The following is a 25,661-nucleotide window of genomic DNA, read 5'->3' as shown; positions in this document are numbered from 1 at the left end:
GCAACCTCAATTCCATCCCTCGCTGACAAAGCCAACGCAACGGCGGCTGATCTCGACCAGCGGCCTGATGTCTTGCACCTGGACGACTCCTCGGTCATCACGAGCCGCTGCGCCCAAGGCCCGCTGCAGAACCAGACGCACACTGCGCGGCGGCAAGGCTTGCAGACGGGACAGGACATCATCATCCAGCCTCTCGGCAAAGGCGTTGCCCCAGCTCGACTCGTCGCGGAGTCGGTTGTAAATCGACTGCGCAATGCTTCTGACCTGCTCCGGCCTGGGCGGTTGAATGTGCAACACCGTCAACCGTGAGCGTAGCGGCCCCGGAATGGCATCCAGCTCATTCGCGGTCGCCATCCAATTCACATGACTGGCGTCGATGGCAAAGTCGCGGATCGACAGGTCGATGAAATCCCGCGCACTGCGCGGTTCCAGCAAGGTATAGAGCGCCGCCAGCGGATCGTATTGCGGTCGCCCGTTGCTGGCCTTATCCAGCTCATCGAGCACCACCACCGGGTTGGCCAGTGGCTGGTAGGCCAGCAGCTCGAAGAGCTGGCCTGGCTCGGAGTTGCTCCAGAACGATTCGGAACCGGCGAGCGGCGAACTTGATTGCGTACTTGCCATGTCGAAGACCCGAAACGGTAGCACGAGCTGATCGGCCAGCCAGCGTGCCGCCTCGGTTTTGCCGATGCCCGCCGGGCCGACCAGCAACACGGCAGGCCAGGACACGCGGCTATCGCCCAGGCTGGACAGGGCAAAGTGGTCACGTAGCAGCTCGGCCAGTTCATGGAAGTTTGGAAAGGCCTGCGCGAACTCATCCAGAAGGGCTTTCCAGTCCGGGGGCAGAAGGCCCAGTTGGCGGCTACCATGGCCCGCCCGCTTGATCCGCTCCGCCATCGCCTGCGCGCGCTTGAACTTGTCATCGCCTTTCGGTCGGTGGCGATCCACGAACGCCTCCAGCCCGGCTTCATCGACAAAGACGATGCTCGGTAAGGGCATTGATTTAGCGGTTTCTGTCGGCTGCTCCTGAACCTGCTCCGGTTTGGCCTCACTTGGGACGGGCTCATCTTCAACCGCTATGGCGGCGCGTACATCTTCGGTCGTCACCTTGCCCAGATCGAGCACCACCTGCTGTACACCCTGTTCGACGATGAGCTGGCGGCTGCGGCGCACTTCTTCGGCAAACAATCCTTGGATGCCGTCATGTTGCGGGCAGCGTTTCGGACGGATGCCGTCCCCGACAACCTGTACACCGCAAACGGGGCATTTTTGCAGCGAAAGGTGCTTGGTCTGGGCAATCAGATCGAACACGGCTGCTGCACGTTCGCTGTGGCGTCGCGGCGGCTGGTAATGAATGGCCAGGCGATCCCGGTTGCAACTCACCGACAGTGAGCCCTTGCGTGCGACCACTGTGGGCGGCAGCAGGCATTCCACCTGGGCAAACAGATGTGCCACCACGGCCAAATGCCCCGGCGCGGGTTCGACGATTTGCCGGGCAAGCCAGGGGTGTCGCGCCTTGAGCGCAGCAATGGCGGCTTCGTATTCCCGCAGGCGCAACGGGCGGGCTTGCTTTGGTTTGCGCATGATGGCCTCTCAGATTGCCTAACTATAATTTACTATAAATGCGATTTACGCGAATCGCCAAGCTCCGTACTCTCGTCTTGTCAGCCAATAAGTCTTATAGTGATTTACAGTGAATTTAGAGATCCCGACATGCCAACCCTTGCCAACGAACAATTGCCAGGCTTTGCCGCCGCCTTGATACGACTGCGCGGGGAAACGCTGGGGCGGATCGCTGAAGCCACCGGTATCCGCACTGCCAACCTCTCGGTCTGGCTACGTGGCAAAGAGCAGGTGATCTCCGCCAAACGACTAGTCGGCCTGTTGCACCACCTCGGTGTGGAAGGCGGGCGCCTGCGTAGCGACGTGTTGCACCAGTGGCAGGATCGTGGGGCACTGGATGACAGCAAGCTCGTGCTAGGCAAGCTGCTGGCCGACAAGCAGTCGGTGTGGTTGTTTCAGGATGAGCAGCCGGGGCTTATCAAGACCCGCTTTCTGTTGGCTGGCGATGTGCTGATCCGCATGGAGATCGAGCCGGGCGTCGATCAAGCCCTTGATTTGGCGACAGTCGTCAGGGTGGATCGTGTCATCAGCACCCCTACAGCATTGGCCGGGGTACCAATCGACTCGTTGGCATCTGCGCGCAACGTCCTCTTGGCCCTGGCGGAGCAGACCGCATCGGACGTGGGTGACGAAGAGCTGCTGGAAGGGCTGATGTTCCGTCTGACCGAAACATTAGGCAGTAATGTCACTTCAGCGCAGGGCTGGCAACAACTGGAGCAGGCGCTGCGCTTTGCATTCAACGCAGGAGCCCAGCCTGGCGACATCGCCAAGCTGGTTGATAGCCATTTCCGCAGCGGCGGCAACGCGGGCATGCCGCCAGCTCAGTAGGCAAAAAAATACGCTGCTTCCAGCCTCTGGGCTTTCAAATCGAACTGCGCTGATCGCAATAACCGTTGGCTGGTCACATGCCCCGTTACTCCCTATCTGGCACTACGTTGTTTCCAACAAGGCGCAACGTTCTTTCCAATGCTCTGTTGTTCGGGCACATGATCAGACAGCGAAAAACTTATTTCCGGCTACGTACATTCCAACATCCGCGAACGTACATTCCAAATCTCTTGATTGTTATTCCTTATCTTGTGCCCAGGTTAGGGAGTAACGGTGCATGGGCCTTTGTGACCAGAAAAAAGTGTGTGCGATCAGGTCGGGCTGCGACCTAATGGTGTGAACAGAGTGGCAGCATGGTGGTAGCAACGTGGCAACTCTGTGCGAACCGTGTGTTGAAAATGTGACAAGAATGGTGGCGATAGTGTGGCACTTGGCCCCAAGCTACCACACTATGCTCTATGAGAGGCAAAACCGCAGGGCGATTGTTACGCCAACAAAACCAGCCTCCATGTGGAGGTGCCAATTAATCTTCTATGCATCGTTTCTTGTGTTCAAGCGTCAGCAGCTGGTCACTTGTGAGCCCTAATCCAAGTCTTGCCCGTCGACGTACTCTTGAACGTCTCCCATCCTCTGGGTTGTGAGCCGAAAATCGCATTCATCGCCTTTGAAACCAGGTTGTACGCAAACTGACGGCGGTCTTCCAAGTGTTCCGGCAGGTGGTCAATCAGAAACTGCTGAACTCCATACCAAGGCATGCCATTCGAAGATTCGAGCTTCTGGCGGATGTCGGTATCTCCTTGCAAGGCATCAATCGCTCGCTGCTCTATGGTTGCCATGACGTCCACTGGCTCGGAGTCTTCGAAACCAGTCTCAGCGGAAAAGAGCGAGCCTGAAGCGTTTGCGTCTGGAACCCGGTCTGCCGCAGCACTCTGCTTCATTCCAGAGAAAGTGCTGCGCAGCGTTTGCGCATATGTATTCCCTACAGGTTGGTTGTAGTCATGGTCCCGCATTGAATACATCTTCTCGAACGACAGTGCGCGGAGGCTGACCGGATAAGGTTTGCCTCCCACCGAACTCCAGAACACACCTTGGCCTGGGATCGGCTCATTGAGTAGCGAACTCAAAAGGTCGTCACTGAAATGGGCGTTGGCTCGTTTCAGGGATGTAAGGTCGGCTGCGGACAACAGATGGAAGATGAACCAGTTGTCGCCCTGGCTGAGGATCTCGACTGGGATGCTGCCGGGTTGTTGCGTGATCAGCAGTGCCCCGAGGTCGTATTTACGGCCTTCCTTCACCCAGGCAATGTAAGGCTCGGCGGCAGGTGCGTTCTCGTTCAACACAGATTGCGCTTCTTCGACAACGGCGATCGTCGGGATGGTCTTGGGGTCAGCGGCCGTGAACTCTTGCTGGTTCCGATCGAAGATCCGGCGCAGGATCAGGCCAGAGAGCACCAGGGACTGGCCCCCGCGCATCTGGGAGACGTCGATAACGCACAGCTTTCCCTCGGAAAGCGCATGAACCAGCATGTCCATGAGCTGACTGCTCTTGTCATGCAGCATCTTCACGATCGCTGTCATGTTGCCCCGGGCTGCCAGCGCCTCGGCCTCCTGTCGCTGAGGGTCGAGATCGAGCAGTCCACATACGTCTTCGAGCGGCGTGGTGTTGCCATTGGCGTCTATTAGATTGACCAGCGACTCCCAGCGATCTTGTGGAAGCCCCCTGAGCTTCCGCACGTTCTGCTGTTCCTGGCGCTCAGCTCCGAGTGCAATTGAAATTACATCCCCAGGCCGAAGGCGACGGATATCAAGCTTGATACCGCCCGCAACGAACGATTGGTAGAAAGGGCTTGGATTCTTTCGGTCGGTGAAAACGACGACCTTGTCTTCCAGCGCCGGGACATCGCACAGGCCTGGCCGGCCCTTGTCGTCTGGCCAGAAATACTCCCCATCCGGGTCAAAGATGACCGTGCCCACAGGGACCTGCTTGCCTGCGCGCTTGGTCACGAAGGGCGTGTTTTCGTAGAGCTTCGAGAAAAGCAGTTTGTTGAGGTTGGATTTACCGAAGCCCGCTCGGGCAAAGATGAAGCTGCGGCGAGAGACAAGGGACTCGATCGGGAAGCGAACCAGCACCTCTGGGTCGACCACCTGCATCCATTCCTGCGATTGGAATGATTTGTTGCCGGCAGCGTAGATGTATTCCCCGAAAGCCAGATGGCCTATGGGAGCGCCATCAATGTTGTGTCCTGCGATCTCGCGCAACACCTCGGCGCTTGGAAAGGCAACCTTGCTGCCAACATGGGGAAGTCGACGATGGGAGGGAACGAATGTCAGCCCGTTGCCGTTCTTGCGTAGAACACCGAGCACGCGGATGTTGATCCGATACTTGAGATACTGCTCACGCAAATCCTCCGGAATAGGCCTTTCCTCGCGAACTGCACGGATGTTGAATTCCTCGCCGGAGCCAAACGACAGCTTGCCCTCAGAGGAAAAGGAGGCAATGCGACCCAACACCGCCTCATCGGGTGTCTCCAGTTGGACGATAAGGAATTGCCCGTGCATCGGGATGTTCTGGAACTCGTTTCGGTACGGCAAAACGAGGTCGGCGTGGAATTCCATGCCTCCCTGCTGGAAACCACGAAAGATTCCGACGACCTGTTCTCTGGGAAAGAGTTGAATTTCTGCCATGTTGTTCTCCCTTATCCGTACCGACGCTGCGCAGGATCGGCGTCCTGCAGCTGAAACGCATCCAATGTGCCCGCGTCGCCACCGAGACTCGAACGCACACCCTCGTAGATGAAGTCCTGCAAAATATCGAAGTCGAAATCGACCAGCGCCGCATTCTCATGCGCCTTTTGCAGGCAGCGTGGGTAATGGGGAACGGGAAAACCGTTGATCGCATCCGCAAGCATTGACCCGAGAATTGCCTGGGACTCGCTGACTTGTGGAACAAAGATGTCGATTGGCCACACGGGATCGCGGCGGTGAGAGCCAAACTTCACCAGGAACATCTTGCCGCCAACGAACTTGTTGATTTCGCCGCCCTCGCCAGTACGGTCATCGCCTCGTGCGAACTCCGACCAGACGTATGCCTTTTCCTCTACTTCGCGGGGTACCTCGACGTAGGCGGGATAATCAGTCTGAAGAACGCCTTCCAGAGCCATGGCCAAGCGATACCGAGAAAGCACTTTGCTGTGCTTGGCTACACCCGCGAGATATACTCGCCGCCGGCTCTTGCTCCATTGCTTGTCGATACGCTCCTTCATTCCTTGGAGCAGACGTTGGAATAGCTCTTTGGCGAACACCTTGCTTCGCAGAAGGCCGTCGCAGATGATCAACGTGTCAGTGCCGTAATCTTTATCGAGGATCTTGAACAGGATCGCCCACTCGACCAGCTCCCGATAAACCTGAACCCAGCTGGGAGAAACCGGCTTGCCACTATCCGTCGGCCGGATCATATGGGAGAGCGCCTGCAGGCTGTCTACTCCCAGGAAAACCATCATTTCACCCAATGCTGTTTTGGGCGTCCCGTCCTCATCGAACTGGCGTTGGTTGAGTTTCTGCACCGGTGTCGTGGGCGAAACTGCTTCAAGGCAGTACTCGTTGTTGCTGCTATCTACGACTCGGACCAACTGAATCAGGAAGGGGTCGAACTGAAGCTGGTTGTTTCCCCCATCTGTGCCGACCAGTGAGATCGACGTCGTGGCGCGCGGCTGGATTCGACGCGTGGCACTCTTCAACGGCTGAATTTCTTCTCGCAGAGCATCCAGCACCCCTTGATCGGTTCCGATGCAGTCTGCGATGGCCGCTTTCAGCTGGGCCTGGCTTGCCGGGTCAATCATGCCCCCTCCTGACTTTTCGCTGCTTCAGCGCGATGCCAACCCTTGTTGGGGAGTCCTGGCTGGGTCCTACGGTTTCCACTCATGCAGGTTCGCTCCTTTTTTATAGAGAGCGATCCGCCTGCTGCTGCATGGTCATAATCATAAAAATGCGGACATGGGCGTTCTGGGAATCGCATAGACGGATTGTAGTGCGTGCCATATACTACCCGCAACTATCATCACAAGCATCCGTTAACCCGCATGAGCCCCAAGGATGTCTGACGAACAGCTTGACGACCTTACCCAGCCGCAGCGCGATCGCCTTGCCTTCGTGGAACTGCGCGTGCGCTTCATCGGAGATATCCGCCGCCAGGACCTGGTGTCGCGGTTTGGAATCCAGTCGGCCGCCGCCACGCGTGACCTGGCGATCTACAAGGAGCTGGCACCAGGCAACATCGATTACGACACCAAGGCCAAGTGCTACGTCCTTGGAGAGGACTTCAAGCCGCTCTTCGACTTTCCGCCTGAACGGGTTCTGTCCTGGCTGACGCAAGGCTTCGGAGACGGAGAGCCCTCCCAGCTCAAGGCGTGGGTGGCAAGTGAAATCCCGTCAAGGCTCACGCATCCCGATCTGGATGTGCTGGCCTGTGTGACGCGCGCGATCCATCAGGAGTGTCCTATTCGGGTGGAGTACCACTCGATCTCAAGCGGTCAGACCGAGCGCCAGATCGTTCCCTTTGCGCTGATCGACAACGGCCTGCGCTGGCATGTTCGGGCCTTCGATCGCAAGTCTCAGGAATTTCGGGATTTCGTGATCACCCGGATCAAGCGCCCGGTCTTGTTGCGCGATGAAGAAGTGCAGGCCCATGAGCGCGGCGACCAGGACATCCAATGGACGCGAATCGTCGAACTGGAACTGATTCCCCATCCGGACCAGCCACGTTCTGAGGTTACGGAGATGGACTACGGCATGCGGGATGGCGTGCTACGCATGAAGCTCCGCGCCGCCACGGCTGGATACATTCTGCGCAAGTGGAGTGTGGACAGCTCGCCCGATCACAGCCTGAGAGGGCCGGAGTACCGGCTCTGGCTAAAGAACCCCTTGGCCCTATACGGCGTCAGGAACGCGGTGCTCGCGCCTGGCTACCGATCGCCGGACCAAGCATGAAGAGAACGACTTGATGCAAGAAGCTCCAATCAATCTCAGTCAGCTCGAAGGCCACCTCTGGGAGTCCGCCAACATCCTGCGCGGCCCGGTGGATGCGGCTGACTTCAAGACCTACATCTTCCCGCTCCTGTTCTTCAAGCGGATCTGCGATGTCTGGGACGAGGAATACGCCGAGATCGTCGATGAGACCGGCGATGCCGAACTGGCCCTCTTCCCAGAGTCGCATCGCTTTCAGATCCCTGACGACTGTCACTGGAATGACGTCCGCGCCGTGGCGACCAACGTCGGCAACGCCCTGCAGCGCGCCATGCGCGAAATCGAGAAGGCCAACCCGGACACCCTGTACGGCGTTTTCGGTGATGCCCAATGGACCAACAAGGATCGGCTCTCCGACGCGCTGCTCAAAGATCTGATCGAGCATTTCTCGCGCATCTCCTTCGGCAACAAAAACATCGCATCCGATGTGCTGGGCGATGCCTACGAGTACCTGATCAAGAAATTTGCCGATGCCACTAACAAAAAGGCCGGCGAGTTCTATACCCCGCGCAGTGTCGTGCGGCTGATGATCGAAATGCTCGACCCCAAAGAGGGCGAAACCATCTATGACCCGGCCTGTGGCACCGGCGGCATGCTGCTGGCAGCCGTTCAGCACGTTCAAGAACAACACGGCGATGTGAAGCGTCTGTGGGCCAAGCTCTATGGGCAGGAAAAAAACCTCACCACCTCGTCCATTGCCCGCATGAACTTGTTCCTGCACGGCATCGAGGATTTTCAGATCGTGCGCGGCGATACCCTGCGCAACCCGGCGTTTTTCGAGGGTGACCGTCTGGCGAGCTTCGATTGCGTGATCGCCAATCCGCCCTTTTCCCTCGAAAAGTGGGGCGAAGACCTATGGGTGAACGATCCCTTCGGGCGCAACTTCGCCGGGCTGCCCCCGTCCAGCAGCGGTGACTTCGCCTGGGTGCAGCACATGGTCAAGTCGATGGCCGAAGGGGCAGGACGCATGGCCGTGGTATTGCCCCAGGGCGCGCTGTTCCGCAAAGGGGCCGAGGGCGGTATCCGCCAAAAGCTACTGGAGATGGATCTGGTCGAGTCGGTCATCGGCCTGGCGCCCAACCTTTTCTATGGCACAGGCCTCGCCGCCTGCATCCTGGTACTGCGCAAGAAGAAGCCGGCCCAGCGGCGCCAAAAGGTGATGATTGCCGACGCCTCCAGGCTCTTCCGGCGCGGTCGGGCCCAGAACTATCTGGAGCCCGCGCACGGCCTCGAAATCCAGGGCTGGTTCGAGAAGTTCGAGGATGTGCAGGACGCGGTGCGCATCGTCGGCCTCGATGAAATCAAGGCCGAGGACTGGACGCTGAATATCTCGCGCTATGTCCTGCCGCCGTTGCAGGAAGATATCCCGCCGCTGCCAGAAGCCATCGAGTCCTTCAAGAGTGCACTCACTCGCTGCCGGGAAGCGGAAGACAGGCTGGCCAAGGTCATGGTGGAAGGAGGCTGGCTGCAATGAGTGCCCGCATTACCCAACAAGAACTCGAATCCTATCTCTGGGGCGCCGCCGTGCTGCTGCGTGGCCTCATCGATGCCGGCGACTACAAGCAGTTCATCTTTCCGCTGCTGTTCTTTAAGCGCATTTCCGATGTCTGGGACGAGGAATATCAGGCTGCGCTCAAGGAGTCAGGCGGCGACTTGTCCTATGCCGAGTTTGCCGAAAACCATCGCTTCCAGATACCAGATGGCGCGCATTGGAAGGACGTGCGCCAGGTCCCGAAAAACGTCGGCATGGCGATCCAGTCAGCCTTGCGGCAGATCGAGTCAGCCAACCCGGACATGCTGGCCGGTATTTTCGGGGATGCGCCCTGGACCAACCGAGAGCGCCTGCCGGATGAAACCCTCAAGAACCTGATCGAGCATTTCTCGACGCAAACGCTCTCGGTCGCCAACGTGCCCGAGGACGAGCTCGGCAACGCCTACGAATTCCTGATCAAGAAGTTCGCAGACGACTCCGGCCACACGGCCGCCGAGTTCTACACCAACCGCACCGTCGTGCACCTGATGACGCAACTGCTCGCGCCCCAGGCCGGCGAGTCGATCTACGACCCCACCTGCGGCACCGGCGGCATGCTCATTTCCGCGCTGGCCGAGGTCAAGCGCAGCGGCGGCGAGTACCGCACCCTCAAGCTGTATGGGCAGGAGCGCAACCTGATTACATCCGGTATCGCCCGGATGAACCTGTTCCTGCATGGCGTCGAGGACTTTCAGATCATCCGGGGCGACACCCTGGCCGACCCCAAACACATCGAAGGTGACCGGCTGCGCAAGTTCGACGTGATCCTCGCCAACCCGCCGTACTCGATCAAACAGTGGGACCGCGAAGCCTGGGGCCAGGATAAGTGGGGGCGCAACTTCCTCGGCACTCCGCCACAAGGTCGGGCCGACTATGCCTTCCAGCAGCACATCCTGGCCAGCCTGTCGGACCGTGGCCGCTGCGCCATCCTGTGGCCGCACGGCGTGCTGTTCCGCAACGAGGAACAGGCCATGCGCGCCAAGATGGTCGAGCAGGACTGGGTAGAAGCGGTGATCGGCCTTGGGCCGAATCTCTTCTACAACTCCCCGATGGAGTCCTGCGTCATGGTCTGCAACCGGCGGAAGCCAGCCGAACGCAAGGGCAAGGTGCTGTTCATCGACGCGCTGAACGAAGTCACCCGCGAACGGGCGCAGAGCTTCCTCAAGCCGGAACACCAACAACGCATCCTGGAAGCGTTCCGCGCCTTCGCGCCGATCGATGGCTTTGCAGCGGTGGCGACGCTGGACCAGATCATCCGCAACGGCGCCAATCTCTCCATTCCGCTGTATGTAAAGCGGTCGACGAGCGCGGCGAACGGCAACGGAACCAATGAGGCCGTCAGCCTGAGCGCGGCCTGGGAGAAATGGCAAAGCGACGGCCGCGCCTTCTGGCAGCAGATGGATGCGTTGGTGGAAACGCTCGATGGGCTGAATCAGAGTGCTTAGAATTTACCAAATTGGTAAAGAGTGATAAGATTGGGGTTGACTTGAATATCCAGTACCGGAGCAAGAAAATCCGCGAGCTGTGTGAGAAACAGGCCGCCGCCGAGAAGAAGCTCGGGGCGGCCTGCGCACGCAAGCTCCTGTTGCGCCTTCAGCAGCTGGAAGCCGCCGCACGGGTAACCGAGCTGGTCGCCGGTAACCCGCACCCGCTCAAAGGTGACCGGGATGGCCAGTTTGCGCTGGATCTTGCCGGGGGCTGGCGGCTGGTGTTTGCCCCGGCAAACGAGCCCTGCCCAACCCGGCCGGACGGCGGCATCGACTGGAGCCAAGTCACCATCGTGAGCATTGAATACATAGGGGACTACCATGACTGAACTGAGTGCTCCCTTTGCGCCAGACCGGGTTCTGCCCCCTGGTGAAACCATTCTGGATGTCGCTGAAGAGCGCGGCTGGACACAAGCCGAACTCGCTCAGCGCTTGGGTTACAGCGAAAAACACATCAGCCAGCTGATCAACGGCAAGGTGCCGGTCACCCTGGATGCCGCGCAGCGCCTGGAAAGGGTGCTGGGCAGCACCTTGGACTTCTGGCTGGCACTGGAGGCCAACTACCAGAAACACCTGGCTCGTCTGGAGGCCGAGCAGCGTCACGCTGACTGGGTGCCCTGGCTGGAGGAACTGCCGCTCAAGGATCTGATGGCCAGCGGTGCCATCGAGAAACAGCGAGTGGTGGACAAGAACAAGCCGGGGCTGGTGCAAGCCTGCCTGCGCTTTTTTGGCGTGGCCTCACCGGATGACTGGCGTGCCCACTACGGCGGCATGGAAATGGCCTTCCGTCGCAGTCGCGAGGAACAGTGCGACGTGGGCGCCATATCCGCCTGGTTGCGTCTGGGTGAACAGCAGGCCGAGCAACTGGACGGGCCGAAATACCCCAAATACAACAGGGCCCGCTTTCAGCAGGCACTGAACAATATTCGCGGCTTGACCTGCCTACCGCCGCACGAGTTCGAGCCGCAAATGCGCAAGCTGCTGCATGAGGCAGGCGTATTGCTGGTATTGGTGCCGGCAATCTCCCGCGCCCACGTCAGTGGCGTGGCCCGCTGGCTGGGTGTTTCCCGCCCGTTGATCCAGCTATCTCTGTACGGCAAGACCAACGACAAATTCTGGTTCACCTTCTTCCACGAGGCGGCGCATATTCTGCTGCACGCCAACAGCAAGGAAGAGAAAAAATCCATCTTCCTCGATGACCCCAACGCGGCGCATACCGAAGACCCGCGAGAGCATGAGGCGAATCAGTGGGCTGGAAATATTCTGATTCCGGAACAGTATGTCGAGAGGCTGTCGATACTGACTTCCGAGGCTGCGATTCTCGCGTTCGCCGAAGAAATCAATGTGCATCCCGGTATTGTCGTAGGCCGTCTGCAGCATGACGGCATCCTGCCGTTTGCCACGGTATTGAACCGATTGAAGCAGAGCTTCCAATTAAGGGCGGCTGGGCATGGCGGATAGGGCGGCGCTCAAGCCGGGCTGGAAGGTCTGGCGCTTCGATCAGATTGCCACCAACGTCAATGTCCGCATCGACAATCCATCCGAATCCGGCATGGAGCATTACGTCGGCCTGGAACACCTCGATCCCGATTCGTTGCGCATTCGGCGTTGGGGCAGCCCGGACGATGTGGAAGCCACCAAGTTGATGTTCAAGAAGGGCGACATCATTTTCGGTCGCCGCCGAGCCTATCAACGCAAGCTGGGCGTAGCCGAGTTTGATGGCATTTGCTCGGCCCATGCGATGGTGCTTCGCGCCAAGCCCGAGGTTGTGCTGCCGCAGTTCCTGCCCTTCTTCATGCAGAGTGATATGTTCATGAATCGAGCGGTGGAGATTTCGGTCGGATCGCTCTCGCCGACGATTAACTGGAAAACACTCGCGATTCAAGAGTTCGCGTTGCCGCCACTGGGGGAGCAGCGGCGAAGCGTGAGTTTGCTGTCTGCTCTAGAAGACCAGATCGAAGCCATCCGTGCGGCAAGTAACGCAACTACGAAGCTGCGAAAGTCGGTAGCGCTTGACGCTTTTTCGTTGGTCGATAGCCCGAAGGTCAAAATGGGAGCTGTAGCTGACATACGGAACGGCACGACCCCCAGAAGGGCAAGAGACGAATACTGGAAGGGATCGATTCCATGGTTGCCCACTGGAAAGGTGAATGATCGGATCATTGACGCCGCAGATGAATTCATTACTGAGCAGGCCCTTGAGGAATGCCCACTGACACTGATCCCAGCGGGCTCGACGCTCATTGCGATGATCGGAGAGGGCCAGACTAGAGGACGAGCCGCGATGCTGGCAATTGACGCCTGCATCAATCAGAACTTTGGTGCGGTTATCCCAAGCAAGACGCTTGATCCTTGGTATCTGTTCTATCTACTGGAGAGCAATTACGAAGCCCTTCGCCACTGGTCACAGGGCACGAATCAGCATGCACTCAGCTGCGGGCTATTGAAGGAATTCCCGATACCCATTCCAGATTTGAATAGGCAACGTGAAATCGTTGAGTCCATAAAGGAAATTGAGGCTAACGAGCGACAGTTGGCAGAGAGATTCAAGAAAACTGCCGAAATGAGGCGAGTCGCGCACCAAGTGGCATTGTCCGTAGGGTAATCAGATGGCGATCTTTAACGAATCTAATACAGTCGAAGCCTACCTCTACGACCTGCTTTCCGGCCCAGCAAAGTTGGTCTCTGCCAATGTCGTTCGGGAACCAGAAGCCGCCTACGGCCGCAGCCACAAGGGCATCGGCTGGCGCCGCGTCGCCAGCGCCGAGATCCCCCGCCAGCACCAAGACGTGCTGGTTGAATCCTGGGTGCGCGAGGCGCTGATCCGCCTCAATCCGGAGATTGCCGCCCAGCCGGACCGCGCCGACGAGGTGCTCTACAAGCTGCGCGCTATCGTGCTCTCGGTGCGCTCCGATGGTCTGATCCGCGCCAATGAGGAATTCACCGCATGGCTCAGGGGCGAGCGTTCCATGCCCTTCGGTCAGAACAATGAGCACGTGCCGGTTCGCCTTATTGATTTCGACAGCCTCGACCAGAACCAATACGTCGTCACTCAGCAGTTCACTTTCCGCGCCGGTAGCGCCGAGCGTCGTGCCGACCTGATCCTGCTGGTTAACGGCCTGCCGCTGGTGTTGATCGAAGCCAAGACGCCGACGCGCTCGGCGGTGAGCTGGGTGGATGGCGCGCTGCAGGTGCACGACGACTACGAGAAGCACGTGCCGGAGCTGTTCGTCTGCAATGTGTTCTCGGTGGCGACTGAAGGCAAGGAATATCGCTACGGCTCGCTCGGCCTGCCCATCAAGGATTGGGGGCCGTGGAACCTGGAGGACGACGGCGACGCGCTCAAGCACCCGCTGAATGGCTTGAAACTGGCTGCCGAGAGCATGCTGCGGCCCCATGTGGTGCTCGACATCCTGGCCAACTTCACCTTGTTCGCCACGGACAAGAAGAAGCGCCGCATCAAGATCATTTGCCGCTACCAGCAGTACGAGGCGGCCAACAAGATCGTCGAGCGGGTGCTGGCCGGCTACCCCAAGAAGGGCCTGATCTGGCACTTCCAGGGGTCCGGCAAGTCGCTCCTGATGGTGTTCGCGGCGCAGAAGCTGCGTCTGCATCCGCGCTTGAAGAATCCCACGGTGCTGATCGTGGTCGACCGTGTCGATCTCGATACCCAGATCACCGGCACCTTCACCGGGGCCGATATCCCCAACCTCGAGAAGGCCGACTCCCGCGACAAGCTGCGCCAACTGCTGGCGCAGGACGTGCGCAAGATCATCATCACGACGATCTTCAAGTTCGGCGAAGCCGATGGTGTGCTGAATGATCGCGGCAACATCATCGCCTTGGTGGATGAGGCGCACCGCACCCAGGAAGGCGACCTCGGCCGCAAAATGCGTGATGCGCTACCGAATGCTTTCTTGTTCGGCCTGACCGGTACACCGATCAATCGTTTCGATCGCAACACCTTCTACGCCTTCGGCGCGGAGGAGGATGACAAGGGTTACCTGAGCCGCTACGGCTTCGAGGAGTCGATCCGCGACGGCGCGACACTGAAGCTGCACTTCGAGCCGCGCCTGCTGGAGCTGCACATCGACAAGGCAGCCATCGATGCCGCCTTCAAGGAGATGACCGGCGGTCTCTCCGACCTCGACCGCGACAACCTTGGCAAGACTGCTGCCAAGATGGCGGTGCTGGTGAAGACCCCGGAGCGCATCCGACGCGTGTGCGAGGACATCGTCCAGCACTTCCAGAGCAAGGTGGAACCGAACGGCTTCAAGGGCCAGATCGTCACCTTCGATCGCGAATCCTGTCTGCTCTACAAGCAGGAGCTGGACAAGCTGCTGCCGCCGGAGGCCTCCGACATCGTGATGACGGTCAACGCCAACGAGCCGCAGTACAAGGCCTATGCGCGCACGCGGGATGAGGAAGAGCGGTTGCTCGACCGCTTCCGCGACCCCAACGATCCGCTCAAACTGATCATCGTCACCTCGAAGCTGCTGACCGGCTTCGACGCGCCCATCCTGCAGGCGATGTACCTGGATAAGCCGCTGCGCGATCACACCTTACTCCAGGCCATCTGCCGGGTGAACCGCACCTACTCCGAGCAGAAGACCCATGGCCTGATCGTGGATTACCTCGGCATCTTCGACGACGTGGCCAAGGCGCTGGAGTTCGACGACAAGAGCGTCACGGCGGTGGTGTCGAATATTCAGGAGCTCAAGGACCGGCTGCCGGAGGCGATGCAGAAATGCTTGGCTTTCTTTGCCGGCGTTGATCGCACTGTCGAGGGTTACGAGGGGCTGATCGCCGCCCAGCAATGCCTGCCCAACAACGAGGTACGCGACAACTTCGCTGTCGAGTACAGCCTGCTCAATAAGCTCTGGGAGGCCATCTCGCCAGATCCGATCCTCGGTGAGTACGAGAGGGACTACAAGTGGCTCTCGCAGGTGTACCAGTCGGTGCAGCCCTCCAGCGGTCACGGCAAGCTGATCTGGCATTCCCTCGGGGCAAAGACCATCGAGCTGATCCACCAGAACGTGCACGTTGATGCCGTGCGCGACGATCTCGATACGCTGGTGCTGGACGCTGATCTGCTGGAGGCGGTGCTCTCGAATCCCGATCCTAAAAAGGCCAAGGAAATCGAGATCAAGGTGGCCCGGCGGTTACGCAAACACCTAGGCAACCCCAAGTTCAAGGCGCTCTCGGAACGCCTGGATGCCCTGCGCGACCGCTTCGAGTCCGGTGTGCTCAACAGCGTCGAGTTTCTCAAGCAACTGCTGCAACTGGCCAAGGAAGTGCTGCAGGCGGAAAAGGAAACGCCTCCGGAAGAGGACGAGGATCGTGGCAAGGCGGCGCTCACCGAGCTGTTCAATGAAGTAAAGACCGCCGAGACGCCGATCATGGTCGAACGCGTGGTGGCGGATATCGACGAGATCGTGCGCTTGGTCCGGTTTCCCGGTTGGCAGGACACACTCGCTGGCGAGCGCGAGATCAAGAAGGCGCTCAGGAAATCTTTGTTCAAGTACAAGCTGCATGCCGATGAAGAGCTGTTCGAGAAAGCGTACAGCTACATCCGGCAGTATTACTGAGGCCCGAGCATGAAAGCAGAAGACACGCTGGTTACCAATCTGCTGCAGGGCGCGAAGCAATTCATCGTGCCGATCTTTCAGCGCGACTACAGCTGGGGAACGAAGCACTGCCAGCAACTGTGGAAGGATGTGATTCGCGTCGGCAGCGACCCAAATGTGAAGGGGCACTTCCTTGGCTCAGTGGTCTATGTCGCAGCCGAGGACAACACCGCCACCATCACTCGCTGGTTGTTGATCGACGGCCAACAACGCCTTACTACCCTGACGCTTTTGTTGATCGCGCTTCGTGACCGGATGGCACAGCTTCCTGGAAACTCAGGTCAGGGAGAGGAGGAAGCGACGCCCGATGAGCTGGATGACTATTACCTGCGCAACCGGCACGGCAAGGGAGAGCGGCGGCACAAGCTGCATCTGCGCCGGGCAGATCACGAAACGCTGATTGCGCTTCTGGATGGAAAGACGTTGCCAGAGGCTGTCTCGGAACGGGTGAAGGAGAACTTCCTGTTCCTGCGTGATTTGGTCGCCCAGGCCGACGTGCAAACCGTCTACAACGGCATCAAGAAGCTGGTGGTCGTGGATGTGAGCCTGACGCGCGGCCAAGATGACCCGCAGATGATCTTTGAAAGCCTGAACTCTACTGGGGTAGATTTGACTCAGGCCGATCTGATTCGAAATTTCGTGCTGATGCGTCTGGACGAGTCCTCCCAGACGCAGCTCTACGAAGAACACTGGCAGCCGATCGAGCAGGCTTTCGGGCGGCGCTACCGTACCGAGTTCGATAAATTCGTGAAGGATTTTCTGACGCTGCAACTGCGTCCCGGCACGCCATTGAAAGCGGCCGAGATCTATCACGAGTTCCGCAGCTACTTCTCGCGTACTGTCGAAAAGCGTGGTGTCGATGGCATCCTCAGCGACCTGCGCCGCTTTGGAAGCTACTACACGGCATTCAGTCTCGGACAGGAAAAGCAGCCGGCATTAAAGGCAGCATTCGCCCGCTTGCGCTCCCTGGTCGAGGTGGCTTCGCCGGTCGTGCTGACGCTTTACGACTTTCATGACCGAGCCAAGACCCTGCGTACCGATGAATTCGTAGAGGCTGTCGAATTGCTGGAAAGTTTCGTGTTCCGGCGTTCAGTGTGCGACATGCAAACGCGCAGCCTCGGACAAATATTCGCAAGCCTCGCCTATCGGATCACCGAGAGCCAGCCGTTGCTCAGTTTGAAGGTGGCGCTGTATCGGCAAGGCAAGAAGCGCCGCTTTCCGAGCGATACCGAATTTCGCGAGGCGCTCGAAACCCGCGATGTCTACGACATGCGAACTTGCTTCTATCTGCTGGATCGGCTTGAGAACTTCAGCAAGGAGCGCATCGATACCTCGAACTTCTCCATTGAGCACGTTATGCCGCAGAACGAGGATCTTCGTCCGGAATGGCGAACGATGCTCGGTAGCGACTGGAGAGCGGTGCAGGAGACGTGGTTACACCGCCTGGGCAATCTGACGCTGACCGGATACAACTCCACTTACAGCGACCGTCCATTTTCCGAGAAGAAAACGATTTCCGGTGGTTTCGATGAGAGCCCGCTGCGCTTGAACAAGTTCATTCGCGAACAATCGGCGTGGGACGGTACGACCATCGAGCAGCGAGGCAAGTTGCTCGCTGAGAAGGCCGTGACCGTATGGCGACCATTGGTTGTCGATTTGCTGGCCGTGAAGCAACGGGAGTTGGAGGAGCACAAGGCCTTTGCCGCCAACTACAGGATCGAGGACCTGGAACTGGATGACATCGCAAAGAATTTACTGGAGGCTTTACGTCCACAGATCCAGGCATTTGGTGAAGATGTTGTCGAGCTGCCCAATGATCGGAGTGTCATCTACCGCGTGTTCGATTTCTTCGTCGAAATCATCCCGCGCAAGCAGCGGCTGAGCCTCTTGCTGAATATGGATTTTGCCGACTGCGAAGATCCATCAGGCAGGGCCCGGGATGCCACGGAATTCGCCTTCATCATCGGCGCAACTGAAACGGGTGGAGTGCTGTACAACCTGGACTCGCAAGACGATGTGCCGGCCGCGATCAACGTGGTCCGACAAGCGTATGAGCGTGTGACAGAGTGATTGCCGATTCTACAAATGCCTGATTGTCTGGAAATGTTCTGATATGCCGAGCACTGCAAAGAAACGAATCTCCAAAAGCACTTTGTCCATGTTCCTGCGGACCAAGTGCGATCGCGAACTTTATCTGTCTTTGCATGAAGACTCGGAGCTTAATTCGCATGGCATGCCGGTTCCGTTGCAGGCACGTCCTGGAATCGGTGTCCTCCAAACGGCAGGACGGGATTTTGAGGATGAGCGCAACGATCAGTTGATTCAGGCGTTCGGCAGTCTGGTCATCTATCAGCCGGACAAGGGAGGCGCAAACAAACCAGTCAAGGCCCCGCTCGCGTCGTTGCTTGGCAAGGTAACAGCCTTGCCGTCGATCATCCTGCAAGGGAAGTTCGAGCCCTCTTCCTTCCAGAACGCCGTGATGGCAAATATTGGTCTGCAACCCGGACAGATCACTCAGGTGCCGCCAATCGCAGGGCTCATTCCTGACATCATCGTCGTGCGCCAGGCCACAGCAGATGACGAGGAGGTGGGGCCAGACGGATGTCGTCGGCGAATTGACCCGGCAACTGAGACGCGGCGTGCATTGAGCATCATTGATGTAAAGCACACCAGCGAGGCTAATCCGAGCTACTCCGCCGAAGTCGCGCTTTACGCACTTTTTCTTGCGAACTGGATCGCCGACCAGGGGTTGCAGAATGAGTATTTCGTAACGATTCGCAGCTACCTGTGGACCCGATTCAAGCAAGGCCAGTCTGAACTCGACGCGTTGATGTCGGGCACATCCCCAGCGACAGCGATTCAGTATCTCAACGCGCTGATTGCCGACAGTGAAGACGCCAACTTGCGCTTCTATCTGCCCACCGTTCTGCATTTCTTCCGGGAGGACTTGCTCCGGGTCATCGCCGTTGGCGATGCATCAACCAACGGGTGGCAGAACCTTGAATGGCATGTCGATGGCAGGTGTAGTGCCTGCGACTGGTTGGGGCACGAAAAATGGGCAAATGCGAAGGACAAAGCGCGAATTGCGGCTCAGCCGAACCACTACTGCTACCCCGCAGCGAAGCTGACTGGGCACTTGAGCCAAATCGCGGGTATGACACGAGGTGCAAGAAAGACGCTCCAGATTAATGCCATTCAGGACACGGCGGGTGCGGCAAGCGCCCCCTCCGCACATCCTGCTTTCCAGCAACACAGTCATCTCAAAAAGGAACGAAGTCGTATCCCCGCGCGAGCGCAGGCCCTAATTTCTTCGGCCACGATGGTGGACAGCGCCGCCGTGCTGGCGAGCTTGGCGCCAGCGCCACAACTCCATGTAGCGATCGCGGTCAACTTCGATCCCAGCGCTGGGTTGCTCACTGGCCTTTCGATACTTGGTAGAGCGACGGCCTATGTGACGGGACAGTCGCCCCGGCAGTTTGCGACGAAATGCTTTGTCGTGGATCAGAAGGCGCTGGCTGACGAGTGGGTGGCTTTGGAGGGGCTCCTGTCGACACTGTCTGACATGATTGATCAGGCTGAGACATTTGTTCGCGCTGCCGGACGAACCCCGCTAACCGCACAAATCGCGTTCTGGGAGCAACGACAGTTTGAAGAGTTATGTGCGGCAATGGGGCGGCACTTGCCAAGGGTGCTGAGCCTGACCAACCGGAAGACCAAGGCGCTGGCCTGGCTTTTCCCTGCCGATGAACTGATCGAAAAGCCCGATGGCGCCGTCAGCCCCTGCGTTGTTTTCGTTGATGAGATTATCCGACGAGTTGTTTTTGCCCCAACACCTCATGTGATCACCCTGTTCGATACCGTTGAAACCTACTATTCGGGCCCTGGACCAGTTCGGCTGGGTGATGCGTTCTATCGTGAATTCCTCACCAACGGCATTCCTCGGGAACGCATTTATGAGATTTGGAGCAACGTCACCACGATTAAACGGGGGTCCGTTACCGTTCCCCGCAACACCGTCATTCAAGAATTCGGCAATGCGCTGGAGAAGCAATGCCGGGCATTGAACAGCGTCGTCGAGAGACTACGCACGGACTTCAAGGGGCAGCTCAAGGCAAACGCTCCAAAGCTGACATTGTCTATTCCTCAGGGCGCTCGCGACGTCGCGTTCGACAGCAAGCTTTGGGTTTGGTGGGAGGAGTTGCAGTATCACACCAGAAAGCTGGAGTCCCACCAGCGCCTGGCGCTTGATGCCGAGGCACTAGAGGCCAGTTACGAAGCGGTTCGGCTCACCAACGGGCAAGCTACAGGAACCCCGAATGAGTACGTATTCGACGTGCTTCCTGGGTCCACCGAAGCCAAGCTCGACGACAACGAAGGCTATTTGGCTCTCGGCAAGGAAGGTCATCCTGGGCTTCCGTTGCAGCGTGGAAGGGATCTGATCGCCGGTGGCGCGCCGCTTTACCCAGGGCAGAACGACACGCTGCTCGCACCGCTGTGGTCCGCACTTTCCGTAACGCTTGTGTCCTTTGACAGAGGCATGCAAAAGGCTGTCCTGAAGCTAACCAACTGGCGTGAACCGGCTTTTGTACCTTATCTGCTGGCCAACTCCACTGTCGATCTGCTGAACGACATCTTTATCACCAAAGGCCAGGGTTCGTTCAAGTGGTACGAGACGGTCAAGCGGATTCTCACTGCAGTAGGGAACCCGTCAATAGCGGTGGCAGATAGCAATGCGGCCACTGCGATGGGGGCGAGGACTCCGCGCCCCGGCTCAGACCCGGTTACTCCTCTTGCCCGCGTACTCTGGGAGGCCGACACTCTTCACGCGACATCCGTCGTCGCTGCGACGCAGGCCTCTTCGGTAGCAGCCTACGCCAAGGCCAAGCACAGCCTGAACAAGAGTCAGACCGATGCTGTCGCGCAGGCGGCGGAAAGAGGGCTGACGATTATCTGGGGGCCGCCAGGCACCGGGAAAACGCAGACACTAGCTGGATGTATTCACGGCCTTGTTCATGATGCCGTGCGGCGGGGCCAACCATTGAAATTGCTGGTCGCCGGACCGACGTACAAGGCTGTTGAGGAGATTATTGGTCGTGTTGTTGAGGCGTTAGACAACGATTCAACCTGTCCTGCTGAGGTCTTTGTTGGATATTCCTCGTCGCAGACCCCAAAGGTGTTCTCGTCAAGCAAGTCACATCTGCTCGTTGAGTCATTCAACCTGAACCAGGGCAATCAGGAAACACAGGACTGTCTTGCTAGTCTGGCGAAAACCGATGTAGTCACGATTGTCGCCACGGCGACGATGCAGGCGTACAAGCTCGCCGAGTGGACCTATGGTCGCCATGTTGCGCCGATTTTTGACGTCGTGATTGTCGATGAAAGCTCTCAGGTTCAGGTCACACATGCAATCTCGCCACTGGCCACCTTGAAAGACGATGCGAGACTGATCATTGCTGGTGATCATCTTCAGATGCCGCCAATCATGGCGCTTGAACCACCCAAGGGCGCCGAATACCTGGTGGGCAGCATCCAGAAATACCTGCTCGATCGTCCGTTTGGCAGCCAAATTGTTCCATGTCCGCTGGAAGAGAACTACCGCTCGGCAGAGGACATTGTGGCCTATGCCCGCACGATCGGCTACCGATCGACGTTGAAGGCCTCAAACGCCGCGACGGCACTTCATCTCTTGGCTGCGGTGCCAACTCCCGCATCAGGTTTTCCAGGGGTCTTCCCTTGGTCATCTCTGTGGCCAGATATTCTTGACCCCACGAAGAAGGTGCTGACGTTGCTCCATGACGATGATCTGTCGTCCCAAAGCAATTCTTTCGAAGCCAAGATCGTCGCCGCCTTGACATGGTGCTTGAGGCAGACGGTGAGCGCGGAACTTGATGGGCGAGATGCCGTGACGCATGCGTCACCTACGCCCGATCAGTTCTGGGGGCAGTGCATCGGAATCGTGACGCCGCATCGCGCTCAACGTGCCCTGGTGGTTCGCGAACTGCGGTCAATATTCCCGTCTGATCCGCCGAACTTGATCGACTCGGCCGTTGATACTGTGGAAAAGTTCCAGGGCGGTCAGCGACACACCATCGTCGTGACTTTTGGTGTCGGGGACGCAGACGTGATCATGGGAGAGGAAGCGTTCCTAATGCAGCTAGAGAGGACAAATGTGGCCATCTCACGCGCGATGGCCAAGTGCTTGGTAGTCATGCCAATGACCCTCGCAGGGCACGTCCCTCAAGACAAGAAGGCACTCGAAACGGCACACGCGATCAAAGACTATGTCGACGAATTCTGTAATCAGGAACTTGTTAATCAGGTCTCGTTCGGATCAACGTCGAGACAAGCGAAGCTGCGTTACCACCAATAGCAGCAACAGTAATCAAACTCTTTCGACGTGAAAATCAAACTCGACGGCGGCGGCAGACTCGGCTTTCATCTGATCTGCTTGCCGCTTGCCAACATCAGCTGACTTTGCTGAGCGCGTAGAAACCAAGCGCCAATTGATTCCAGATTCTTGCAAAGAGTCTCTGAAGAGCTTTTTTGCATCAACCAACGCTGACGGAATTATTCCGAATCGGACGTACATATGGAGCGATTCGGAGGACGAAGCAGCATTGGCAATATTGCGCCAAACATTTCCAAGCGAAGCTGCAAATGCCTGTTGCCCACCGTGATCAAGTTGCGGGCCAGCAGAATAGTCAATGGAATCAGGGCCACCCAGAAACCAGTTTCTCAACCATTGATCTTGAACATATGTTCGCATTCCATAGTAGGGGGGAGAAGTTATTACAACCGAGGGTACATTACTAATCGACTGAAATAACTCTTCCGACTGAGCATCTCCATGTAGGACATGAGATATCGGACATGGGGAGGCTTGATCAAGTCCAGCCAACCGCTCTATCTTTCGACGCAATACTCGGAGTACATCAATCTTTGGGGCTTTGAGGTCGCGTTCCTTCCAGAATCGAACAGCGTAGTCCGGTTTTGACGCGTAAGTCCTTGGCATTTGGTTTGAAAAGTAGCCCGCGTTCTCAAGATGCTTGGGGAGTGGGCCGTGCAAACATCCCAGTGCGGCAGCACGCAATATGGACGACGCATCCGTTTCATTTCCGAGTCCAAGCAATCCTTCGCGCAGAGCGCAAATATCACGGAGCGTCGACCAGTGATACGCGGCACGGAAGAATGGAGTGTCTGGCAAGTCGGCTGGCTCGGCGTCTGCAATCAGTTCCGCAGCAAGCTTTAGAGGAGCCTCGATGTTGCAGCTCGCAAGTTTGGCTTTCGCAATAGCAACAGCGACAGGCGACGAATCAATACCCCAGGCAGAAAGTCCAAATTTTCGAGCAGAGAATAACGTGGTGCCCCGACCACAAAATGGGTCGAGCACAACTGGCTGTTCCTTTAGATGCTTTTTGAGCACCCTATTCGGATACTCAAGCGGAAACATCGTAAAGTAAGGGCAAATTGCGTTCAGCGCATTTTCTTTTTTGTAGGCTAGGGCCACGTTCTGAGTACTTGTGTTTGACATGAATTTTAGATATAAAGATTAGTCTACACGGCAATGGGTGCGCAGGGAACCATTGGCGGCGTTAGCTCTATCCGGAGTGTGTGCTTTGTGCAAGGTTATCCCTTCCAACAGCAGTCTGCGGCAGTAGCTCCATTCAACGACCTGGCCGCTGTTGAAGAGAACCAGCATGGTGCAGAGCATGGCAAGGGTCATGCTCTGCGACAGATCCGGCAGAAAACGCTGTGCTTGCTCGGTTTCCTCGCTATGCCCTGCATCAGTTTGGTCGATTTTCTGAAAGTCATTGTTGATTTTGCAGACGACCCCCAGTTTGCCCAATTGCTTCAGCAAGCTCGCACCCTGCAGACGTAGCAAAAGCCGCTCAGAGGTACTGGTAGACGTCTGCCGCATCCCGTCTATCAGGCCATCAACTTGGGCAGCCAGCTGTCGCATCAGTTTCTTTTGCTGTTGCAAAGGCATGCTGTGTTGAAAGGCATCATCGAGCAGCAGCTCATCTATTTCCGAAAGCAGTGCAATGCTATTGGCAACCCGGCGATAACTGTCGGCCAGTTTTTCGAGCTTGCGTATCCGTGGGCTATGTGTCTCCACCGAACAGTTGTTGGTGCCGAAAAAGGTGAGTGCAGCTAACTCCTCAAAGAAGTTCGACTGTATTTCGTGTGGCAGCACCTTGAAATCGCGATGTTGCTGAATTTTTGCAATCAGGCGCTCCCTGAATAAGGAGCGTCCTACCTCCGTGTCGGGCAGGTACTCACTGTGTTCTACTGACTTCACCTGTGCTCTCCCGCTTCCAGATTTCGAGCTTGTCCGCCCATGCCTGCATCATGCCCCGCCGCTCTTCGAGGTAGGTGGCATGGTTGTAGGTGCGGCGCACCGAGTTGGGTTCCGCATGGGCAAGCTGCGCTTCAATAGCATCCGGGCGATAGCCCATTTCGTTCAGCCGGGTGCTACCCGTGGTTCTGGTGCCATGCGGGCTGTAGGTGCCGCTCCAGCCCAGCACCTTGAGCGCCTGCCGGATCGAGTGCACCGACATCGGCCTGTTGCGGTCATCCCTGCCGGGGAAGAGGTGCGTCCGGTCGCCGCTGATGGCATGCAGGCGGCGCAGCATCTCTACGGCTTGCGTCGGCAGCGGCACCACATGCTCGCGGCGGGCTTTCATGCGCCGGGCTGGGATCGTCCAAAGCGCCGCATCGAGATCAAATTCAGCCCATTCCGCCTCTGCTGTCTCGCTCGGGCGTGCCAGTGTCCACCACATCAACTGGATGCAGAAATTGACCTGATAGCCGCAGCGGTGGTTGTCGAAGTCGTTGAGCAGCTTGCCGATCTGCGCGGTGGTCAGCGCCGTCTTGTGCTGCGTCTTGTTGGCGGGCAGCGCCTTGCGGACGGGCCAGACAGGATCGTTGTCTGCCCGCAAGGTGGCGACCGCCAATTCGAAGATGCCGGACATGGTGCGTTTGGCTTCGGCGGCGACGGTCGGCGCACCGCGCTTCACGGTCTTGGTGAGGATGTCGAGAACGTGCGCCGGGGTGATGTCGCGCACCGGGAGCTTGCCGATGCTGGGGAAGACCACCCGCTCCAGCATGTCCAGGCGGCGTTTCTTGGTGATGTCTTCCCAGTCCCGCAGAGCCAGCCACTCTTTGGCAACGGTCTCAAAGGTATTGGTGGAATCCTGTTCGCGCTTGAGGCGCTCAAGCTGCCGATGCTGGACGGGGTTGATGCCTTGCTTGACCAGCTTCCGCGCTTCCTCGCACTTGTCCCGCGCTTCAGCAAGGCTGACGGTGGGGTAGTCGCCCAGCGCAAACCACGACCCCTTACCGCCCAGCTTGAAGCGGTAGCGCCAAGCCTTCACCCCATTGGGCTTCACTTCGAGGTAAAGGCCGCGAAGGTCATTCAGGCGGTAGAGCTGCTCCTTCGGTTTGGCAGCACGGCAGTGGGCATCTGTCAGCACGGTGTCACGAGATCGGCAATGAGGAACGACAGAAGGATCATATACACCTTGTTTCGCCTCGTCCAATCTCCGTA

General features: G+C 58.0%; 16 protein-coding genes. 10 read left to right on the top strand and 6 right to left on the bottom strand.

The window, feature by feature from the left end; translation table 11 throughout:
• Positions 1 to 6: 6 nt before the first annotated feature.
• Positions 7 to 1,581: an AAA family ATPase gene (locus sS8_RS04730; protein WP_119628645.1), complete on the bottom strand. Its 1,575-nt coding sequence runs from the start codon at positions 1,579 to 1,581 to the stop codon at positions 7 to 9.
• 129 nt (positions 1,582 to 1,710) lie between these two features.
• Here sS8_RS04730 and sS8_RS04725 point away from each other — a divergent pair, with 129 nt between their 5' ends.
• Complete coding sequence (locus sS8_RS04725) at positions 1,711 to 2,448, top strand: hypothetical protein (protein ID WP_119628644.1); 738 nt, start codon at positions 1,711 to 1,713, stop codon at positions 2,446 to 2,448.
• Positions 2,449 to 3,017: 569 nt separating this feature from the next.
• Here the strand turns inward: sS8_RS04725 and sS8_RS04720 are convergent.
• Together sS8_RS04720 and sS8_RS04715 are read right to left on the bottom strand one after the other, a co-directional pair.
• Positions 3,018 to 5,132 (bottom strand): ATP-binding protein, encoded by a 2,115-nt coding sequence (locus sS8_RS04720; RefSeq protein WP_119628643.1) that lies wholly within the window; start codon positions 5,130 to 5,132, stop codon positions 3,018 to 3,020.
• A gap of 11 nt (positions 5,133 to 5,143) precedes the next feature.
• Positions 5,144 to 6,286, bottom strand: coding sequence for a hypothetical protein (locus tag sS8_RS04715; protein WP_119628642.1), 1,143 nt, complete (start codon positions 6,284 to 6,286; stop codon positions 5,144 to 5,146).
• Between the two features lie 253 nt (positions 6,287 to 6,539).
• On the opposite strand from sS8_RS04715, the gene sS8_RS04710 reads away from it, so the two are divergent.
• The 9 genes from sS8_RS04710 to sS8_RS04670 all read left to right on the top strand — a co-directional run bounded on the left by sS8_RS04710 (position 6,540) and on the right by sS8_RS04670 (position 22,484).
• Positions 6,540 to 7,433: a WYL domain-containing protein gene (locus tag sS8_RS04710; protein WP_119628641.1), complete on the top strand. Its 894-nt coding sequence runs from the start codon at positions 6,540 to 6,542 to the stop codon at positions 7,431 to 7,433.
• 13 nt (positions 7,434 to 7,446) lie between these two features.
• Positions 7,447 to 8,943, top strand: a complete 1,497-nt coding sequence (locus sS8_RS04705; protein ID WP_119628640.1) for a type I restriction-modification system subunit M — start codon at positions 7,447 to 7,449, stop codon at positions 8,941 to 8,943.
• Positions 8,940 to 10,445: a type I restriction-modification system subunit M gene (locus tag sS8_RS04700; RefSeq protein ID WP_119628639.1), complete on the top strand. Its 1,506-nt coding sequence runs from the start codon at positions 8,940 to 8,942 to the stop codon at positions 10,443 to 10,445. The genes sS8_RS04705 and sS8_RS04700 overlap by 4 nt, the downstream gene beginning before the upstream one ends.
• Positions 10,446 to 10,486: 41 nt before the next feature.
• Complete coding sequence (locus tag sS8_RS04695) at positions 10,487 to 10,816, top strand: killer suppression protein HigA (protein WP_119628638.1); 330 nt, start codon at positions 10,487 to 10,489, stop codon at positions 10,814 to 10,816.
• A complete protein-coding gene (locus tag sS8_RS04690) occupies positions 10,809 to 11,948 on the top strand; it encodes a helix-turn-helix domain-containing protein (RefSeq protein WP_119628637.1) in 1,140 nt (379 codons plus the stop codon). The genes sS8_RS04695 and sS8_RS04690 overlap by 8 nt, the downstream gene beginning before the upstream one ends.
• Positions 11,938 to 13,092, top strand: coding sequence for a restriction endonuclease subunit S (locus sS8_RS04685; protein ID WP_119628636.1), 1,155 nt, complete (start codon positions 11,938 to 11,940; stop codon positions 13,090 to 13,092). The genes sS8_RS04690 and sS8_RS04685 overlap by 11 nt, the downstream gene beginning before the upstream one ends.
• A 4-nt stretch (positions 13,093 to 13,096) precedes the next feature.
• Positions 13,097 to 16,075: a type I restriction endonuclease subunit R gene (locus sS8_RS04680; RefSeq protein WP_197716687.1), complete on the top strand. Its 2,979-nt coding sequence runs from the start codon at positions 13,097 to 13,099 to the stop codon at positions 16,073 to 16,075.
• A 9-nt stretch (positions 16,076 to 16,084) separates the two neighbouring features.
• On the top strand, positions 16,085 to 18,184 hold the full coding sequence (locus sS8_RS04675; RefSeq protein ID WP_119628635.1) for a DUF262 and DUF1524 domain-containing protein: 2,100 nt from the start codon (positions 16,085 to 16,087) through the stop codon (positions 18,182 to 18,184).
• A gap of 88 nt (positions 18,185 to 18,272) precedes the next feature.
• A complete protein-coding gene (locus sS8_RS04670) occupies positions 18,273 to 22,484 on the top strand; it encodes an AAA domain-containing protein (protein ID WP_232020707.1) in 4,212 nt (1,403 codons plus the stop codon).
• Positions 22,485 to 22,496: 12 nt separating this feature from the next.
• On the opposite strand, the gene sS8_RS04665 is transcribed toward sS8_RS04670, so the two are convergent.
• The 3 genes from sS8_RS04665 to sS8_RS04655 are packed head-to-tail and all read right to left on the bottom strand — an operon-like array spanning position 22,497 to position 25,587.
• Entirely contained in the window at positions 22,497 to 23,621 is a 1,125-nt protein-coding gene (locus tag sS8_RS04665; RefSeq protein WP_119632620.1) for a class I SAM-dependent methyltransferase, read from the bottom strand.
• A gap of 42 nt (positions 23,622 to 23,663) precedes the next feature.
• On the bottom strand, positions 23,664 to 24,413 hold the full coding sequence (locus sS8_RS04660) for a hypothetical protein (protein ID WP_119628633.1): 750 nt from the start codon (positions 24,411 to 24,413) through the stop codon (positions 23,664 to 23,666).
• Positions 24,391 to 25,587 carry a tyrosine-type recombinase/integrase gene (locus sS8_RS04655; RefSeq protein ID WP_119628632.1) on the bottom strand — a complete coding sequence of 399 codons (1,197 nt, stop codon included), beginning with the start codon at positions 25,585 to 25,587 and terminating at the stop codon, positions 24,391 to 24,393. The genes sS8_RS04660 and sS8_RS04655 overlap by 23 nt, the downstream gene beginning before the upstream one ends.
• Between the last annotated feature and the right edge of the window lie 74 nt (positions 25,588 to 25,661).

The sequence above is a fragment of the Methylocaldum marinum genome (assembly GCF_003584645.1).
GTDB classification, from domain to species: domain Bacteria; phylum Pseudomonadota; class Gammaproteobacteria; order Methylococcales; family Methylococcaceae; genus Methylocaldum; species Methylocaldum marinum.
Note: the sequence above shows the minus strand (reverse complement) of the source record. Positions and strands in the feature narration are given on the sequence as shown.

Bases quoted from the DNA above. Each gene is read 5' to 3' on its own strand.
- sS8_RS04685 (WP_119628636.1), top strand. From the start codon at position 11,938: ATGGCGGATAGGGCGGCGCTCAAGCCGGGCTGGAAGGTCTGGCGCTTC.
- sS8_RS04670 (WP_232020707.1), top strand. From the start codon at position 18,273: ATGTTCCTGCGGACCAAGTGCGATCGCGAACTTTATCTGTCTTTGCAT.
- sS8_RS04725 (WP_119628644.1), top strand. From the start codon at position 1,711: ATGCCAACCCTTGCCAACGAACAATTGCCAGGCTTTGCCGCCGCCTTG.
- sS8_RS04680 (WP_197716687.1), top strand. From the start codon at position 13,097: ATGGCGATCTTTAACGAATCTAATACAGTCGAAGCCTACCTCTACGAC.
- sS8_RS04710 (WP_119628641.1), top strand. From the start codon at position 6,540: ATGTCTGACGAACAGCTTGACGACCTTACCCAGCCGCAGCGCGATCGC.
- sS8_RS04715 (WP_119628642.1), bottom strand. From the start codon at position 6,286: ATGATTGACCCGGCAAGCCAGGCCCAGCTGAAAGCGGCCATCGCAGAC.
- sS8_RS04730 (WP_119628645.1), bottom strand. From the start codon at position 1,581: ATGCGCAAACCAAAGCAAGCCCGCCCGTTGCGCCTGCGGGAATACGAA.
- sS8_RS04675 (WP_119628635.1), top strand. From the start codon at position 16,085: ATGAAAGCAGAAGACACGCTGGTTACCAATCTGCTGCAGGGCGCGAAG.
- sS8_RS04690 (WP_119628637.1), top strand. From the start codon at position 10,809: ATGACTGAACTGAGTGCTCCCTTTGCGCCAGACCGGGTTCTGCCCCCT.
- sS8_RS04705 (WP_119628640.1), top strand. From the start codon at position 7,447: ATGCAAGAAGCTCCAATCAATCTCAGTCAGCTCGAAGGCCACCTCTGG.
- sS8_RS04720 (WP_119628643.1), bottom strand. From the start codon at position 5,132: ATGGCAGAAATTCAACTCTTTCCCAGAGAACAGGTCGTCGGAATCTTT.
- sS8_RS04700 (WP_119628639.1), top strand. From the start codon at position 8,940: ATGAGTGCCCGCATTACCCAACAAGAACTCGAATCCTATCTCTGGGGC.